The organism is Telluria sp. LT2P80 (genome assembly GCF_059685955.1).
The window spans coordinates 22,223-37,698 of sequence record NZ_JCASIO010000012.1; the positions used below are offsets into that span (position 1 = coordinate 22,223).

11 protein-coding genes and 4 tRNA genes are annotated in these 15,476 nt (G+C 65.3%); 5 read left to right on the forward strand and 10 right to left on the reverse strand.

What is annotated here, in order from left to right; genetic code table 11:
* Nucleotides 1-57: 57 nt before the first annotated feature.
* The 6 genes from AC56LW_RS22135 to AC56LW_RS22160 all read right to left on the reverse strand — a co-directional run bounded on the left by AC56LW_RS22135 (nucleotide 58) and on the right by AC56LW_RS22160 (nucleotide 2,639).
* Nucleotides 58-1,026: an IS1595 family transposase gene (locus AC56LW_RS22135; RefSeq protein WP_499637669.1), complete on the reverse strand. Its 969-nt coding sequence runs from the start codon at nucleotides 1,024-1,026 to the stop codon at nucleotides 58-60.
* A gap of 152 nt (nucleotides 1,027-1,178) precedes the next feature.
* Nucleotides 1,179-1,255 (reverse strand) — tRNA-Arg (locus AC56LW_RS22140).
* A gap of 162 nt (nucleotides 1,256-1,417) precedes the next feature.
* A tRNA-Arg gene (locus AC56LW_RS22145) sits at nucleotides 1,418-1,494 on the reverse strand.
* An 80-nt stretch (nucleotides 1,495-1,574) separates the two neighbouring features.
* Nucleotides 1,575-2,204 carry an NUDIX hydrolase gene (locus AC56LW_RS22150; protein ID WP_499637672.1) on the reverse strand — a complete coding sequence of 210 codons (630 nt, stop codon included), beginning with the start codon at nucleotides 2,202-2,204 and terminating at the stop codon, nucleotides 1,575-1,577.
* Between the two features lie 89 nt (nucleotides 2,205-2,293).
* Nucleotides 2,294-2,370 (reverse strand) — tRNA-Arg (locus AC56LW_RS22155).
* A 192-nt stretch (nucleotides 2,371-2,562) separates the two neighbouring features.
* Nucleotides 2,563-2,639, reverse strand: a tRNA-Arg gene (locus AC56LW_RS22160).
* Between the two features lie 109 nt (nucleotides 2,640-2,748).
* Between AC56LW_RS22160 and AC56LW_RS22165 the strand changes: the two genes are divergently transcribed.
* Nucleotides 2,749-6,633, forward strand: coding sequence for a two-component regulator propeller domain-containing protein (locus AC56LW_RS22165; RefSeq protein WP_499637674.1), 3,885 nt, complete (start codon nucleotides 2,749-2,751; stop codon nucleotides 6,631-6,633).
* Here the strand turns inward: AC56LW_RS22165 and AC56LW_RS22170 are convergent.
* Nucleotides 6,630-7,571 (reverse strand): D-2-hydroxyacid dehydrogenase, encoded by a 942-nt coding sequence (locus tag AC56LW_RS22170; RefSeq protein ID WP_499637677.1) that lies wholly within the window; start codon nucleotides 7,569-7,571, stop codon nucleotides 6,630-6,632. The genes AC56LW_RS22165 and AC56LW_RS22170 overlap by 4 nt on opposite strands.
* A gap of 122 nt (nucleotides 7,572-7,693) precedes the next feature.
* Here AC56LW_RS22170 and ligD point away from each other — a divergent pair, with 122 nt between their 5' ends.
* Nucleotides 7,694-10,264, forward strand: coding sequence for a DNA ligase D (ligD, locus tag AC56LW_RS22175; RefSeq protein ID WP_499637680.1), 2,571 nt, complete (start codon nucleotides 7,694-7,696; stop codon nucleotides 10,262-10,264).
* Between the two features lie 22 nt (nucleotides 10,265-10,286).
* Here ligD and AC56LW_RS22180 read toward each other — a convergent pair whose 3' ends face one another.
* Genes AC56LW_RS22180 through AC56LW_RS22190 form a run of 3 tightly spaced genes read right to left on the reverse strand, consistent with a single transcriptional unit; the run spans nucleotide 10,287 to nucleotide 12,550 of the window.
* Nucleotides 10,287-10,520, reverse strand: coding sequence for a hypothetical protein (locus AC56LW_RS22180; protein WP_332532972.1), 234 nt, complete (start codon nucleotides 10,518-10,520; stop codon nucleotides 10,287-10,289).
* 2 nt (nucleotides 10,521-10,522) lie between these two features.
* Complete coding sequence (ku, locus tag AC56LW_RS22185) at nucleotides 10,523-11,560, reverse strand: non-homologous end joining protein Ku (RefSeq protein WP_499637683.1); 1,038 nt, start codon at nucleotides 11,558-11,560, stop codon at nucleotides 10,523-10,525.
* A gap of 24 nt (nucleotides 11,561-11,584) precedes the next feature.
* A complete protein-coding gene (locus AC56LW_RS22190) occupies nucleotides 11,585-12,550 on the reverse strand; it encodes an SDR family oxidoreductase (protein WP_499637686.1) in 966 nt (321 codons plus the stop codon).
* Nucleotides 12,551-12,727: 177 nt separating this feature from the next.
* Between AC56LW_RS22190 and AC56LW_RS22195 the strand changes: the two genes are divergently transcribed.
* From AC56LW_RS22195 to AC56LW_RS22205, 3 genes are all read left to right on the forward strand, one after another.
* Nucleotides 12,728-14,200, forward strand: a complete 1,473-nt coding sequence (locus AC56LW_RS22195) for a diguanylate cyclase (RefSeq protein ID WP_499637689.1) — start codon at nucleotides 12,728-12,730, stop codon at nucleotides 14,198-14,200.
* A gap of 103 nt (nucleotides 14,201-14,303) precedes the next feature.
* Nucleotides 14,304-15,143 carry an urease accessory protein UreD gene (locus AC56LW_RS22200; protein WP_499637692.1) on the forward strand — a complete coding sequence of 280 codons (840 nt, stop codon included), beginning with the start codon at nucleotides 14,304-14,306 and terminating at the stop codon, nucleotides 15,141-15,143.
* 27 nt (nucleotides 15,144-15,170) lie between these two features.
* Complete coding sequence (locus AC56LW_RS22205; RefSeq protein WP_183551533.1) at nucleotides 15,171-15,473, forward strand: urease subunit gamma; 303 nt, start codon at nucleotides 15,171-15,173, stop codon at nucleotides 15,471-15,473.
* The last annotated feature ends 3 nt before the right edge of the window (nucleotides 15,474-15,476 follow it).

Sequence of the window (15,476 nt, forward strand, 5' to 3'; positions counted from 1 at the left end):
AGCCAGTCCTCCGGATGACGCGGTGATGTTGTCGCCACCTAAAAGGCGCAGTCAGTGTTATCTGTTGATGACGCTGATAGCAATGCGGAACAATTGTTCCGGCAAAATAATTCGCTGTCCATCCAACGCCCAGCGCCAGCCCAGGTAATTGGGCAGGTAGCGCGACGCCACGCCGCGAAAGCCCTGTAGCCAGGTCTTGAAACGCTGATGGTAGGCATTTACGTTCTGCACATGGATAGCAAGATTGCCCAGTCGCCTCGCACGCACACCCGCGCGCAGGTTGACCGTCTCGTGCGCGATCCTGTGCTTGCGTGCAAAGGCGCAGTAGGCGGCATGGCTATCACTGACCAGCAACGCCTGCTTATCGAGCCTGGGCAGCAAGTTACGATCGAGTTGCGCAGCCGTGAGTGCACCGCGGCCAGTCACGGCATCGACCGTGCGCCCTTCGCGGTCGCGCGCGACCAGGATGCAGTCCAGTTCGCTGGAAATGCCCGGTTTGGCAGCGCGGCCGCCGCGATGGCGCGGTGCCCGGTCAAGTGTGCGTGAACCTTTTTGTGATTCGAGCAGAAATGTTTCGTCGGCCTCGACAATGCCATTGAGGACTGCGGGCCGGTCGAGCTTGACCCAATGCAGGAAACGGTGGCGCCATCGAAAGGCCGTGTTGCGGTGTACACTGACCCGGTCTGCCGCCTTGCGTACGGGGAGTGAATCGAGCAGCGCCTGAGAATACGCGAGCCATTTGGCCTTGAGCCTCAGCCGCGCCAGCGGGGTACCGGTCAGGTCGTTAAAAGTGCGGCCGCAAGCGCAGCAGCGATAGCGCTGCAAGTCGTTGGCGAACCCGTACCGGTAGCAACGCTCGTTGCCGCATCTGGGGCAGCAGCGGCCTGGCGCTCTGGATTCACTGATGAGTGCGACTACCTGATCAAGCCCGGCTGCAGGGTGCAGGGCATCAAGCACCTGCCGGCGCTGCGGCTGATTCAGCGAAGGCAGTTTTGCAAACCAGCCCTTGAAACGCGGCGCTTTCATGATCGACTCCTGACGCTGTGGACAGGGGTTGGACCACTGGACTGCTCGTCAGTTCAAGCTAGTCTCTATTTAACGCTGACTGCGCCACGTAAAAAACCAGGACGCAAAGAAAAATGGCTCAGAATTTCTTCTGAGCCATTCTCTTGAAACTTTGGTGCGGCTGGCAGGAATCGAACCCACGACCCCTTGGTTCGTAGCCAAGTACTCTATCCAGCTGAGCTACAGCCGCCCGAAGCACGCATTATAGCAGCATGTATCGGATTGGCAAAGTCTGCCGTGTTTCGATGTGCTCGCGTATAGGTGCTGTCTTCGGTCATCTGGCAGCAGCAGAAACTGTCACGCAAAAGAAAAATGGCTCAGAATTTCTTCTGAGCCATTCTCTTTGAAACTTTGGTGCGGCTGGCAGGAATCGAACCCACGACCCCTTGGTTCGTAGCCAAGTACTCTATCCAGCTGAGCTACAGCCGCCCGAGGCACGCATTATAGCGGGGTGTGGCGATCTTGGCAAACACGTATCGAGAGATTGTTTTGCCGGCGTCGGCGCAACATCAGATTCGTCGCAGCGTATCGATGATGACCGCATCGTTGGGATTGCCCAGCACTGTCTCCAGCAGTGCCATCGGCACCAGGTGCACGGCCTGGCTTTCCCAGCCCATCAGCGCCGGATTGCCGCCCAGGCGCCGCGCCAGGTAGTAGCGCGTGAGCGTCTGCGTGCGCCTGCAGTCGATCAGGTGCCGGACGATCTGCACGCGCAGGCCCGATTCCTCGAATGCTTCGCGGATGGCGGTTGCCTGCAGGCTGATGTCCGGGTCGACACGGCCCTTGGGGAAGGTGGCGTCGTAACCGCCGAAGGCGTTCGAGGGCGCGACGGCCCACACGCGGCCATCGTCTTCCACGATCACGACGCCTGCAGCGGGCGCAAACCCTGTTGGCACGACAAAGAGCGGCTCGTCGATGACGGCCTGGCCAGGGACCGTTTGCCAGTCGGCGTTGGTGGCCGGAATATCGAGCCATGGTGCAAACGGCACATCGTTCAGCGATGGGGGCAGGGCGCCGAGCGGAATCACGGTGGCGATGCTTGCCGGGTCATCCCAGGTAGCGATGGCCGTTGGCGTCGAAGGGTGCGCGAGACGTACCGGCGCACCGTGCTCATCGGGTTGAGGATGGAAGGTGGTCATCGTCGGGAAGTTTGTTGGGAGTAGCGTGTAACACGAGCCCAAATGCAATAAGGGCACTTCTTGCGAAGTGCCCTTATCTTGAAAAGGTTTGGTGCGGCTGGCAGGAATCGAACCCACGACCCCTTGGTTCGTAGCCAAGTACTCTATCCAGCTGAGCTACAGCCGCCCAATGCGAGCATTATAGCGGGCAGTGAGCATCTTGGCAAAGGGTGATTATGCGCATGTGATGCTGATTCATCTGCCAAGTCAGGAGGGCTCTGGTGGAAGCCATATTCCGCCAGCCATGTCCATCAGTCTGCAACAAATACAGCGACCAAGAAAAAAGGCCAGATCTCGCGATCTGGCCTTTCGTATTTTCTGGTGCGGCTGGCAGGAATCGAACCCACGACCCCTTGGTTCGTAGCCAAGTACTCTATCCAGCTGAGCTACAGCCGCCCGAGGCAGGCATTATAGCAGCGACATTTTATTTCTGGAAGACTCAAATTATTTCACGGCAACAAAGACCTCTGGTAGATTGGTTGCAGCGCAAATCGATCGGATGACCATGCCAGGTTTTACCTGGGCTGCCTGTAGCGGCCTGTTTCGTTTCACCTTCTTCCTGCTGCTGGCGCTGGCGTTGCCGGCCGACGCCAACCAGCGCAACCTGCGCTTCGAGCGCCTGTCGGTCGAAGAAGGCTTGTCCCAGCACTCGGTCATGAGCATTTTGCAGGACCGCCAGGGATTCATCTGGTTCGGCACCCAGGCCGGCCTGCATCGCTACGACGGCTACCGGATCGTCATCTACCGCAACGACGCCAACGATCCTGCCAGCATCCCCGACAACTTCATCTCGGCTTCGTACGAAGATCCGGATGGGCGCCTGTGGTTCGGCACGAAAGGTGGGCTGGCACGGCACGATCCGGCGACCGGCCGGTTCGAGCGGTTTGCGCTCACCCAGCCGGGCCGCACCGTCAAGCGTTCGGTGGTGGCGATCGTGCCGGGGCCCGATGGCGCGCTGTGGCTCGCGACCAATGACGGCGTGGTGCGCTTCGACCCGCACACGGGCCAGCAGCACAACCATGTATCCGATCCGGACAACCCGGCGAGCCTGCGCGACAACCGCGTCAATGCACTCGCATTCGACGGGCGCGGGGCGCTGTGGGTTGGCACCGCCGCAGGCCTGGACCGGCTCGACCCGGCGAGCGGCCAGGTCACGCGCTTCACGATGGCACCGCCCGATGACGCCGAACGCAATGCCGTACTGGCGCTGTCGATGGGACCGCGCGAGACGCTGTGGATCGGTACCGCGGCGGGCCTCGAGGCCTGGCGCATCGACGGCGATGTGCCGCAGCGGCGTCAGATCGGCGCTGCGGACGGGATGCGCGACGCGCGCATCCGCACGCTGTACCACGACAGCGGTGCGCAGCTATGGGTCGGTACCTCGGCCGATGGCCTGAAGTGGCTCGATCCGTCCAGCGGCCGGTTCACCGGCTACCGCCATCTGCCACAAGATCGGCACAGCCTGTCCGACAACATGGTCTCGGCGCTGCTGGTCGACCGCACCGGTACGCTGTGGGTCGGCACGTATTTTGGCGGGATCAATCGCACCGATCTTGCCAGCGGGGGCTTTGCGCGCTTTGGCGAGACGGAAGGGATGGGGCGCGCCAGGGTGCGGGCCATTGTCGACGACCCGGCCGGGCGCCTGTGGCTGGGCACCAGCGGCGATGGCCTGATGCTGCTCGACCCGGCCACGCGCACGACCCGGCGCTTCGGCACCGATGCGTTCACGGGCACGGTCGTCACTGCGCTGGCGCAGGCCGGGGGGCGGCTCTGGATCGGCACCCCCATCGGCCTGGCGTGGCGCGACGCGCGCGGGCGCATGGGGCGTGTCGAATTGGGCCAGAGTCCGGGCGCCAATCACATACAGGCGCTGCGCGAGGGCCGCGACGGCACGCTGTGGGTCATGACGCGCGATGGCCTGTCGGCAGTCGCGCCTGGCGCCACCACCGTGCGCAACTGGCGCAATGTGCCGGGTGACGCCACGAGTCTGGGCGACAACTATGGCTTTGCCCTGGTCGAAGACCGGCGCGGGGTGCTGTGGATCGGCACCGAATCGGGCCTGGAGCGCTTTGATCCCGCCAGCGGCACGTTCAGCCGCTTTCGCCATGACCCGCACGATGGCGCGAGCCTGCGCCACAGCCGTGTGTATCATCTGCTCGAGTCCAAGGACGGCCACCTGTGGGTCGGCACCGCAGGGGGCCTGCACCGGATGGTGCAGGCTGGCGCACGCACGTCGTTTCGCTACTATCCTTTCAGCAGCCAGGATGCGCAGTCGATCGGCGCCATCCTCGAAGACAACGCCGGCATCATCTGGGCCAGCACGACCGCCGGCATCACGCGCGTCGACCCGGTCACCGGCCAGACCAAGAGTTATAACGCCAAGGATGGCTTGATCGACGGTGCCTATTTCGTCGGCGCCGGCCGGCGCGGCGCCGATGGGCAGCTGCACTTTGGCGGCGTGAGCGGCGTCACGTCATTCAACCCGGCCGACGTGCATGACAATCCCTTCCCGCCAACGGTTGCCATCACCGACTTGCAGGTATTGAACCGCTCGCGCGGTATCCACAACCTGGCGGCGCAACGGGAGATCACGCTGTCGCACCGCGACACCGTGATCTCGCTCGAGTTCGCGGCGCTGCACTACGCCGACCCGATGGGCAACCTGTACGCCTACCAGCTCGAAGGCTTCGACGCCAACTGGGTCAATACCGGCGCGGGGCGGCGCTTTGCCACCTATACCAATCTCGATCCCGGCCAATATGTGTTCCGGGTCCGGGCCAGCAACAAGGATGGCGTCTGGAGCAAGGAGGCGGCCACGCTCGCGATCACGGTCACGCCGCCGTACTGGAAGACATGGTGGTTCCGCACGCTGGCCGTGGCGCTCGTGGTGACACTGTCGTACCTCGCCTACCGGCTGCGCATCGGCGCGCTCGTGACGCGCCAGGGCTTGCTCGCGCGCGAAGTCGACGCCCGCACCGGCGAGCTGCTGCTGCAGAAAGAAGCGGCCGAGCGCGGCAAGCGCGAGGTCGAACGTCAGAAGGAATCGGTCGAGCGTGCACACCGCAACATCGCGCTGCTGTCGGAGATGGGGCGCATGCTGACCACGAACCTCGACCACGAGGCGATCATGCTGACGCTGTACCAGCACGTCAAGGCGCTGATGGATGCACCGCTGTTTGCCGTCGCGCTGCGCCAGCGCGAGCGCGGCGTGCTCGAGCTGCCGTTCGCGATGGCGTTCGGCCGGCGCGAGGCGCCGCGCGAGCTGACCTTCGATCCGGCCGGGCACCTGCTGGCGCGCTGCGTGAACGAGAACCGCGCATTCTTGCTGACGGATGTCGACGCCGAACTGCGGGCCTGCCTGCCCGACGCGCCTGACCTGGCTGCTGCAGTGGCGCTGGCCGCACCGGCGGCTGCACTCCCGATGCCGGGCTCGTTGCTATGCGTGCCGGTGACGGCGGGCGAGCGCGTGCTGGGCGCACTGACGGTGCAAAGCCTGGAGGCAAGCGCCTACGGCCAGGTCCACCTCGACATGCTTGGCACGCTGGCGGCCTATGTCGGCGTGGCCATGGACAATGCCGAAGCCTACGCGCGCCTGAAGGAAACCCAGGTGCAACTGGCGGCGCAGGAGCGATTGGCGTCACTGGGTTCGCTCGTGGCCGGCGTGGCGCACGAACTCAATACGCCGATCGGCAACAGCCTTCTCATGGCCAGCACGCTGCAGGAACGCACGCACGCGGTGGCGGCGCAGTTCGAGGCCACCACGCTCAAGCGGTCCGACCTGGCCGATTACATGGGCGCGGCGCGCGACGCGTCGAAGCTGATCGTGCGCAGCCTGCACAATGCGGCCGAGCTGGTGAGCAGCTTCCGCCAGGTCTCGGTCGACCAGGCCAGTGCCCAGCGGCGCCGGTTCGACCTGGCCCAGGCCTGTCATGAGATCGGCGCAACCCTGATGAATACGGTGCGCCTGAGCGGGCACCGGCTCGACATCGATGTGCCGCCAGGGATTGTGATGGACAGTTTTCCTGGCCCGCTGGGCCAGGTGATCATCAACTTCGTCAACAACGCAATGCTGCATGCGTTCGACGGCCCGGGCGGCGTGATGACGCTGACGGCGCTGGAAACCGACGGCCAGGTCGCGCTCACGTTCCGCGACGACGGCCGCGGCATCGACCCGGCCTACCTGGGCCGGATCTTCGATCCGTTCTTCACGACGCGCATGGGCCAGGGCGGCACCGGTCTGGGACTGAACATCGTCTACAACATCGTCACGACGCTGATGGGTGGGACGATCCGCGTCGTGAGCCTGCCGGACGCCGGCACCGCCTTCCTGCTCGAACTGCCGCAGAAAGCGCCCGAGGCCCTGGCGCCCACGGTCAGCGCCGCTGTTTAAACGACGTTGGTTGGCGTGCCGGCATGCCACGCTTCGATATTATCGACCAGCATGTCGGCCAGCGTCTGCATTGCGCCAAAGCTGGCCCAGGCGATGTGCGGCGTCAGCAGAAAGTGCGGCAGGCGCAGGCGCAGCAGCGGATTGTTCGAACCGGGCGGCTCTTCGCTCAGGACATCGAAGCCGGCGGCGATGCGGCCTTCCATCAGCACGTTCGCCAGCGCCGCTTCGTCGACCAGGCCGCCGCGCGCCGTGTTGATCAGGAGCGCACCGGGCTGCATCAGAGCGAGTTCGCGCGCGCCGATCATGTGGCGCGTCGCGTCAGTCAGCGGTACGTGCAGGCTCACCACCTGCGACGTCGCCAGCAACTCGTCCAGCGGCAGCGCCGTGACGTCCGTATCGGTGATCGGCGAGCGCGAGGTGGCGACGACCTCCATGCCGAAAGCGCGCGCGATGCTGGCCACTTGCCGGCCCAGCGCGCCGTAGCCGACGATGCCCAGGCGCGTGCCGGCCAGGTCGCCGATCGGGTGGTCGAGCAGGCAAAAGCGGCACGAGGTTTCCCACTTGCCCGCCTCGACGTCGGCCGCGTAGGCGCGCAGATTGCGGCGCAGCGCCAGAATCAAGGTGAAGCAGTGCTCGGGCACCGATACCAGCGAATAATTGCGGATATTGGCCACCACGATGCCGGCCGCGCGGCAGGCTGCCAGATCAACGTTGTCGGTGCCGGTCGCGGCGACGGCGACCATCTTCAGGTCGGGCAGTCGCGCGATGGCGTCGGCCCGCAACGGCACCTTGTTGGTGATGGCGACGGTGGCGCCGGCCAGGCGTGCCACGACGTCATCGACCGCGGTGGCGGCATGGTCTTGCCAGGTATGCTCGAAGGCGGGTATGCGTACGTTGGCGCGCAGGCTGTCACGGTCGAGAAAAACGATTCGCTGCATGGTGTCCCTTCGCGGTTGGCGGCTTGCAGTAATCATAACAGCCCCTGTCAGCGTGAGTTGCCGTACAGTCCGCGGCGCGCCACGGGACTACGCTGGCACGATCGAATTTCCCAGGGATTGCCATGACGGACGCGCTCAAAGCCTATAAAGCCAAACGCAATTTCGATATCACGACCGAGCCGGCCGACGGCGGGAAGGCGGGGCAGGACGTGCTTACCTTCGTGATCCAGAAGCACTGGGCCAGCCGCTTGCACTACGATTTCCGGCTCGAGCTCGACGGCACGATGAAAAGCTGGGCCGTGCCAAAAGGCCCCAGCTACGACACGCACGACAAGCGGATGGCCGTGGAGGTCGAGGACCACCCGATCTCGTACTCGGACTTCGAAGGCACGATCCCGGCCAAGCAGTACGGCGCCGGCAAGGTGATCATCTGGGACAAGGGCACCTGGGAGCCGCTGGAAGACCCGCGCGCTGGCTTTGCCAAAGGCAGCATCAAGTTCGCGCTGCACGGTCACAAGATGCACGGCCGCTGGACGCTGGTACGGATGAAGGGCCGTGGCGAAAAACAGCCGCCATGGTTGCTGATCAAGGAGAAGGACGATTACGCGCGCCCGGCAGCCGAATTCTCGCTGGTCGATGAACTGCCCGACAGCGTGAAGGCATTGCCGATGCCGAAGCGGGCGGCGCAGAAGGTCGAAGCGCTGCGCGAGGACGTGAAGGCGGCGCCTGCAAGGAAGGCACCCGCCAAAAAAGCACCCGCCAAAAAAACGGCAGCAAAGAAGGCACCGGCAAAGCGCGCGGCGACGCAAGACGCCACGTCGCCGCTGCCCGCCAAATTCTCGCCTGAACTGGCCACGCTCGTCGATGCGCCGCCGCCCGACCCCGAAAACTGGCTGTTCGAAGTCAAGTTCGACGGCTACCGGATGCTCGCGCGCATCGAGGGGGGCACGGTGCGTCTCATCACACGCAATGCGAACGACTGGACCGACAAGCTCACGCCGCTGAAGGAAGAGCTGGAACGCATGGCGCTGCCCGACGGCTGGTACGACGGCGAAATCGTCGTGCACGACGACGATGGCAAGCCCGATTTCGGCCTGCTGCAGGCGGCGTTCGACGGCAATGGCGCCGTCGACATCGATTACTTCCTGTTCGATATTCCGTACTTCGACGGCCACGACCTGCGCGAGATGCCGCTGGTCGACCGCCGCACGGTGCTCGAACAGGTGCTCAAGAAGGTTAAATCCGACAAGGTGCGGTTCTCTGCCGAATTCGGCGCCAAGCCGGATGAACTGATCGTCGCCGCCTGCAAGATCGGCCTCGAAGGCGTGATCGGCAAGCGCCGCGACGCCCGCTATGTGTCGCGCCGTTCGCCCGACTGGATCAAGTTGAAATGCGGTCGGCGCCAGGAATTCGTCATCGGCGGCTTCACCGACCCGAAAGGCGCGCGCACCGGCATCGGTGCGCTGCTGCTCGGGGTCCATGACGACGACGGCGTGCTGCGCTATGCCGGCAACGTCGGCTCGGGTTTCAACCACGCGACCCTGACCAGCATCGCGGAACAACTCGAGGCGCTGCGCACCGACACGAGCCCGTTCCCGCCGCGCGCCGTGCCGGGGCGCGCGCACCACTGGGTCAAGCCGGTGCTGGTAGCGGAAGTGAGTTTCTCGGACTGGACGAGCGGCGGCGCCGTGCGCCATCCCGTGTTCCATGGGCTGCGCAAGGACAAGCCGGCCAGGAACATCACCCGTGAGCAGGCGCTTCCGGTAGAAGACGTCACAGATGACGAGCCGGTGGCCGCACAGGGCAAGCTGCCGGCATCGCTGAAGATCACCAACGGCGAGCGCGTGATCGACAAGGCGTCGGGCGCCACCAAGCTGGCGCTGGTGCGTTATTACGCGCTGGTGGGCGAGTTGATGATGGCGCACCTGAAAGGCCGGCCGGTTTCGCTCGTGCGTGCGCCCGAGGGCGTGGGCGGCGAGCTGTTTTTCCAGAAGCACGTCGACGTGCGCAAGATGCCTGGCCTGCGCGACCTGGACCAGGCGCTCGACCCGGAGCATCCGCCGATGCTCGAAGTGGCCACGCCGCTGGGCATCCTGTCGTCAGCGCAGTGGAACGTGGTGGAGATCCATACCCAGAATGCGTTCAAGGGCAGTTACCAGAAACCGAACCGGATGGTGTTCGACCTCGATCCGGGCGACGGCATCGAGTGGCCCGAGATGCAGGAAGCAGCGCAGCTGATGCACGCCTTCCTGGGCGAACTGGGTTTACCGGCGTTCCTGAAAACCAGCGGCGGCAAGGGCTTGCACGTGGTCGTGCCGATCAAGGGCAATCACGACTGGGACACCGTCAAGCGCTTCTCTCAGGCGATCGTGCACCACATGGCACAAACGCTGCCCGAGCGCTTTGCCTTCAAGAGCGGGCCGAAAAACCGGGTGGGCAAAATCTTCATCGATTACCTGCGCAACGGGCAGGGGGCGACGACGGTGGCCGCATGGTCGGCGCGTTCGCGCCCGGGACTGGGGATTTCGGTGCCGCTGGGGTGGGATGAGCTGGACACGCTGACATCGAGCGATCAGTGGACGATCGCCAATGTGCACGAGCGGCTGGACGTGGGAAATACGCCGTGGCAGGACTATGCCACGGCGGCGAAGACACTGACCAAGGCGATGAAGCAGCTCGGGTTCGTGCCCTGAGGGTGAAGGTGAGCGCGGTGCGCTAGGCCTCGTTCCTGAAGATCCCGCGCACGTTCATGGCCAGCAGCGCGACCTGCAGCGCGATGAGCGCCCAGGCTTCGTCGTGCCAGCCCCAGATGATCCATAGCACGTTACTGAAGATGAACGTCCAGAAGCCCAGGATGCGGCGCTCGGCGCGCTTGGCGCCGACCAGGTAGGCGGCAATCAGGCTGACGGCCATTGCAGGCCATTGGAGAAAGTCGATGAATCCGTCCATCCTCACGCCGCCTTCTTGCGCGCAGGCGCCTTGGTTGCGGACTTGGCCGCCGCCTTCTTCGCTGCTGGCTTGGACGCTGCCTTGGTGGCAGTGGCACGGGCCCCTGACGTAGCCGCCTTGCGCGCACGTGGAGGCGGCTGGTCGTCCCCGCTATCCTCGTCGTCGACCGGTTTGCGCGACTTGCGTGGCGGCGGATCGTCGTCGTCGTCATCGTCGTCAAGCGCGGCCAGCGCTGCCTTGGCCGGCTTCTTGCCAAGGCTGGCCTGGAGCAGGGCAACCAGGTCGATCACCTTGCCGGTGGTGCGCTTTTCCTTCTCGGGCTCGGGCTGGGTGATCGTTTTGGTCTGCTTGGCCTTGATCTTCTTCTTGACCAGGGCCAGCACATCTTCGCGGTAACTGTCGTGGTATTGCGCCGGCGCCCAGTCTTCGCTCATGCCCTCGACCAGCGCCATCGCCATCTTGAGTTCCTTGACGGTGACGGACGCCGTTTTCGAATTGGGCGACGGGATCTTGAGTTCACCCGCGTCGCGCATCTCGTCCGGGTAGCGCAGCGTATTGAGCACGATCGTGTCGCCCACGCAGATCAGCGCCGCCAGATGCTGCTTGACGCGGATGACCACGTGCGCGATGCCGATCTTGCCCGCTTCGCGCAGCGTCTCGCGCAAGAGCGCATAGACTTTCGCGCCGCCCTTGCCGGGCGCCAGGTAGTACGGCTGGTCGTAGTAGATCAGCGGCACATCGCCAGCGTCGACGAAGGCCTGGATGTCGATCGTCTGCGTCGCTTCCGGGTTGGCGCGGCGCAGGTCTTCGTCCGACAGCACGACGTATTCGCCGTCCTCGTACTCGTAGCCCTTGACGATGTCGTCCCACACGACTTCCTTGCCATTGCCCTTGTTGTAGCGTTTGAACCCGACCGGCGAAAAATCACGCCGGTCGAGCATCGTCAGGTCGAGCCCCTTGGTTTCGACCGCGGGATACATATCGACCGGAATGTGGACCAGTCCGAAACTGATCGCGCCCTTCCACATGCTGCGTGCCATTGCCTGCTCCTCGCTCTGGGTCTGTTATTCGCCGACGACGCCGGTCACCGGCAACACGATGCCCGTGATGTAGCCCGAGCACACGGGCGAGGCCAGGAACACGTAGGCCGGCGACAGTTCTTCAGGCTGGGCCGGGCGCCGGTAGTCGGTGCTGGCGCCGAATTCGGTGATGTCGTCCGGGCCCTTGTCGGCCGGGTTCAGCGGCGTCCAGACGGGGCCTGGCGCCACCGCGTTCACGCGGATGCCCTGATCGAGCAGGCTACCGGCCAGCGACATCGTGAATGCGTGGATCGCGCCCTTGGTCGACGAATAGTCGATCAGCTTGGCCGAGCCTTTCAGACCGGTGACCGAGCCCGTATTGATGATCGACGCGCCGCGCTTGAGGTGCGGCACGACGGCCTTGGCCATGTGGAAGTAGCCGAAGATATTGGTGCGGAAGGTCTCTTCGAAACGCTCTTCGGTGATATCGAGGATCGAATCGGCGTGTTCCTGGAATGCGGCGTTATTGACCAGGACATCCAGCCGGCCAAACGCCGCGACCACCTGCTGCACCGCGTCGTTGCAGAATGCCGGATCCTTGACGTCGCCCGCGATCGTGATGCAGCGGCGGCCTTCGGCCTCGATGCAGCGCTTGGTTTCTGCCGCATCGACATCTTCGTTCAGATACATGACGGCGACATCGGCGCCTTCGCGTGCGAACAGCACCGCGACCGCGCGCCCGATGCCCGAGTCGGCGCCGGTAACGATCGCAGCCATGCCCTCGAGCTTGCCGCTACCCTTGTAGCCCTCGGCCATGAACTTCGGCTTGCTTTCCATATCGGCTTCGAGGCCCGGCTTGGCCAGGTGCTGCGCCGGCATCGGCGGCGCCGGCTGGTCGACGCCGGTCTGGACGGCTTCTTTACTCTCGGATTCATTCTTCCTGGCGTCGCGCGCGTCCTGTTCTTGCTGGATGGCGCGCTGCTTTGCTGCCAAGTAGTGTTGATGTGCCATGGTGGTTCTCCCGTGAGTGTGGTTTCGTTCGCAAGAGTATTCGGCGCGCACCATGGTGCGACGGTGCGCTCCCACACACAGGACGACAATTGCTATGCTTGGCACGCCCGCTTATGGCAAACTTGCCTTGCAGCCATGCCGACAGGGTGCGGCTGGACCTACCTCTGGAGAATCACCATGCATCAAGAAGACGGCGCGCACGAAGACTTTACCTGCGTCTTCGTCAATCCCGTCGGCCAGCGCCGCGCCGATTTCCAGCACGGCTGCGACGGCATGTTCGCCAATCTGCGCGTGGCGGCAGGGGCCGAGCAGGCGCGCGCACTGCTGGCGCGCGAACCGGCCGACCTGCTCGTGCTGGACCTCGAACGCTGCGACCTCGCCATCGACCTGGCAGCGCTGGGCGCCCTGGTCGCCGAGCGCGCCGGCGCACCGGTGCTGGTGCTGTGTCCTTTCACGAACGCGCGCTGGCTGCCGGCGCTGATGGCGTTCGGTCCGCTCGACTACGCCATCGGCCCGCTGCGCGCGCAGCAGACCCGCGCGCTGCTGGCCGCGCGCATGCGCACCGGATTCAGTGTGGTGGCGCCTGGCGCGTCCACCCCATCGGAAGCCGAGCTGCGCACGCTGCTGGCACTGCGTACTGTCTGTCAGCAGGCATTGACCGATGCCGACGACAGCGTGCGCTTTGCCGAGCGCCTGTGTGCAGCGCTGGCCGGCTGGCCCGGTGTCGTGCATGCGGCGCTGTTCCAGCATCGCGATGGCGACCTGCATCTCGAGGCCGAGCAGGGCGTGGACGGCCTGCACCTGTCGGCGCTGCTCGCGCACGATGGCCGCTTGCTGCAATCGCCGCTGCGCCATGCCTTCCCCGGCCTGCTGGCGGCGGCAACAGGGGAATTCACGCTGCTCGATACGCTCGACAAGGCCGGCGAGCCGGCGCTGGCGGCGCGCCTGGATGCCTTTGGCGCGCGCATGGTCGTCGGCGTGCCGATCCCCGCGCCGGGTCCGGGCGGGCCCATGGGCTCCCTGTGCCTGCTGTTCGGCGACGCACGGCCTTTTTCGTCAGCGCAGTTGCAGGCACTGGACGACGTCGCCGGGCTGGCCGCGCATGGCCTGCGCATGGCCGAGATCACGCGCGAGAACGAGGCGCTGCTGGCCCGCATCACGCATCTTGCCACGACCGATGCCCTGACCGACCTGGCCAACCGCCGCCACGGCGAAGGCCTGCTGGAACAGGAAATCAAGCGCGCACGCCGCTACCGGCTGCCGCTGGCGCTGATCGTCTTCGATATCGACCGCTTCAGCCAGATCAACGACACCTTCGGCCACCCGGTGGGCGACCTGGTGCTGCGTACGGTGGCCGACACGGCAAGTGCGCTGCTGCGCGCGAGCGACGTGCTGGTGCGCTCGGGCGGCGAAGAATTCCAGGTCATCGCGTCGCACACGAGCGCGATTGACGCGCTGAAGATGGCCGAGAAGCTGCGCGCGGCGATCGAGCAGGTCGAAATACCCGGGTGTGACCACGTCACGATCAGCCTCGGCGTGGCCCAGTTGGGCGAGGGCGAGAGCGGCGACTCGATGGCGGTGCGTACCCACGCCGCATTAGCGCGTGCCAAGCGGGCCGGTCGCAATTGCATCGAGCTGGCGATGTCCTGACGCGTTCGGGTGCAGCGCGCACCTTCGCGGTGCGCGTCGCTTGCAAAATAGGCGTCCCACGCCACGTCAAGACGCTGGCACGCATCGTGCTGTTTCATCAAGCATGCGCGATTGCACCTCTTCCGATCCATCCACGGTCTTCACCGCCTGGCAAGCCAGCCTGGCGCTGGGCTTCGTGCGCGATGGCGACACGACACGCCTGGTGCGCCGCACGCACCGCGGCCCACTGCGTGTGCAGAAGGCGCTGTATCCGGAAGGCCCCGGCGCCTGCCACGTGATCGTCGTGCACCCGCCAGGTGGCGTGGTCGGGGGCGACCGGCTCGAGATCGACGTCGACGCCGGCCCCGCGTGCAGCGTGCTCGCCACCAGTCCCGGCGCGGCCAAGTGGTACCGCGCCAACGGCCGCGTGTCGCAGCAGGCGGTGCGCCTGCGCATCGCTGCGGGCGCGGCCATCGAATGGCTGCCGCAGGAAACCATCTTCTATGACGCGGCCAGCGTCGACCTCGACCACGACGTCGATCTCGCTGCCGGCAGCACCTATATCGGCAGCGAAGTCCTGTGCTTCGGCCGCGTGGCCGCCGGCGAAGCGTTTACGCGCGGGCGGATCCGCCAGCACACGCGCATTCGCCAGGAGGGCCGCCTTCTGTGGTGGGAGCAGGGGATCCTGACCCCCGACGGCATCGCCAGCCCTCTCGGCATGCGCGGCCATTCGGTGTGCGCGACCTTGCTTGCCGTCGGCCGGCCCGTGCCCGCCGCGCTGCAGGCGCACGTGCGCGCGCTCGACCCGCAGCTGGCGTCGAGCCAGGTGAGGTCGGTGTTCGTTGTGCGTTATCTCGGCGACGACGGCGAGGCGGCGCGCGCCGTCATGGCGCAGGTGTGGGCTTTGCTGCGCCCCCATCTGCTCGACCGCCCGGCGTGCCCGCCGCGCATCTGGCTTACCTAGACTGGCTCACTTGATACGGAACCGCCCATGGACCTGACGCCCCGCGAAAAAGACAAGCTGCTGATCTTTACTGCTGCGTTGCTCGCCGAACGCCGGCGGGCGCGCGGACTCAAGCTGAATTACCCGGAAGCCGTGGCCCTGATCACGGCCGCGATCATGGAAGGCGCGCGCGATGGCCGCAGCGTGGCCGAGCTGATGAGCGAAGGCACGACGATCCTCGCGCGCGGCGACGTGATGGAGGGCGTGCCCGAGATGATCCCCGATATCCAGGTCGAGGCCACGTTCCCGGACGGGACCAAGCTCGTGACCGTCCACCATCCGATTCCCTAGCCG

Excerpts from the sequence above, each read along its gene's own strand:
- AC56LW_RS22205 (WP_183551533.1), top strand. The coding sequence starts at position 15,171 with ATGGACCTGACGCCCCGCGAAAAAGACAAGCTGCTGATCTTTACTGCT.
- AC56LW_RS22190 (WP_499637686.1), bottom strand. The coding sequence starts at position 12,550 with ATGGCACATCAACACTACTTGGCAGCAAAGCAGCGCGCCATCCAGCAA.
- AC56LW_RS22150 (WP_499637672.1), bottom strand. The coding sequence starts at position 2,204 with ATGACCACCTTCCATCCTCAACCCGATGAGCACGGTGCGCCGGTACGT.
- AC56LW_RS22200 (WP_499637692.1), top strand. The coding sequence starts at position 14,304 with ATGCGCGATTGCACCTCTTCCGATCCATCCACGGTCTTCACCGCCTGG.
- AC56LW_RS22195 (WP_499637689.1), top strand. The coding sequence starts at position 12,728 with ATGCATCAAGAAGACGGCGCGCACGAAGACTTTACCTGCGTCTTCGTC.
- AC56LW_RS22135 (WP_499637669.1), bottom strand. The coding sequence starts at position 1,026 with ATGAAAGCGCCGCGTTTCAAGGGCTGGTTTGCAAAACTGCCTTCGCTG.
- AC56LW_RS22180 (WP_332532972.1), bottom strand. The coding sequence starts at position 10,520 with ATGGACGGATTCATCGACTTTCTCCAATGGCCTGCAATGGCCGTCAGC.
- ligD (WP_499637680.1), top strand. The coding sequence starts at position 7,694 with ATGACGGACGCGCTCAAAGCCTATAAAGCCAAACGCAATTTCGATATC.
- AC56LW_RS22170 (WP_499637677.1), bottom strand. The coding sequence starts at position 7,571 with ATGCAGCGAATCGTTTTTCTCGACCGTGACAGCCTGCGCGCCAACGTA.
- ku (WP_499637683.1), bottom strand. The coding sequence starts at position 11,560 with ATGGCACGCAGCATGTGGAAGGGCGCGATCAGTTTCGGACTGGTCCAC.
- AC56LW_RS22165 (WP_499637674.1), top strand. The coding sequence starts at position 2,749 with ATGCCAGGTTTTACCTGGGCTGCCTGTAGCGGCCTGTTTCGTTTCACC.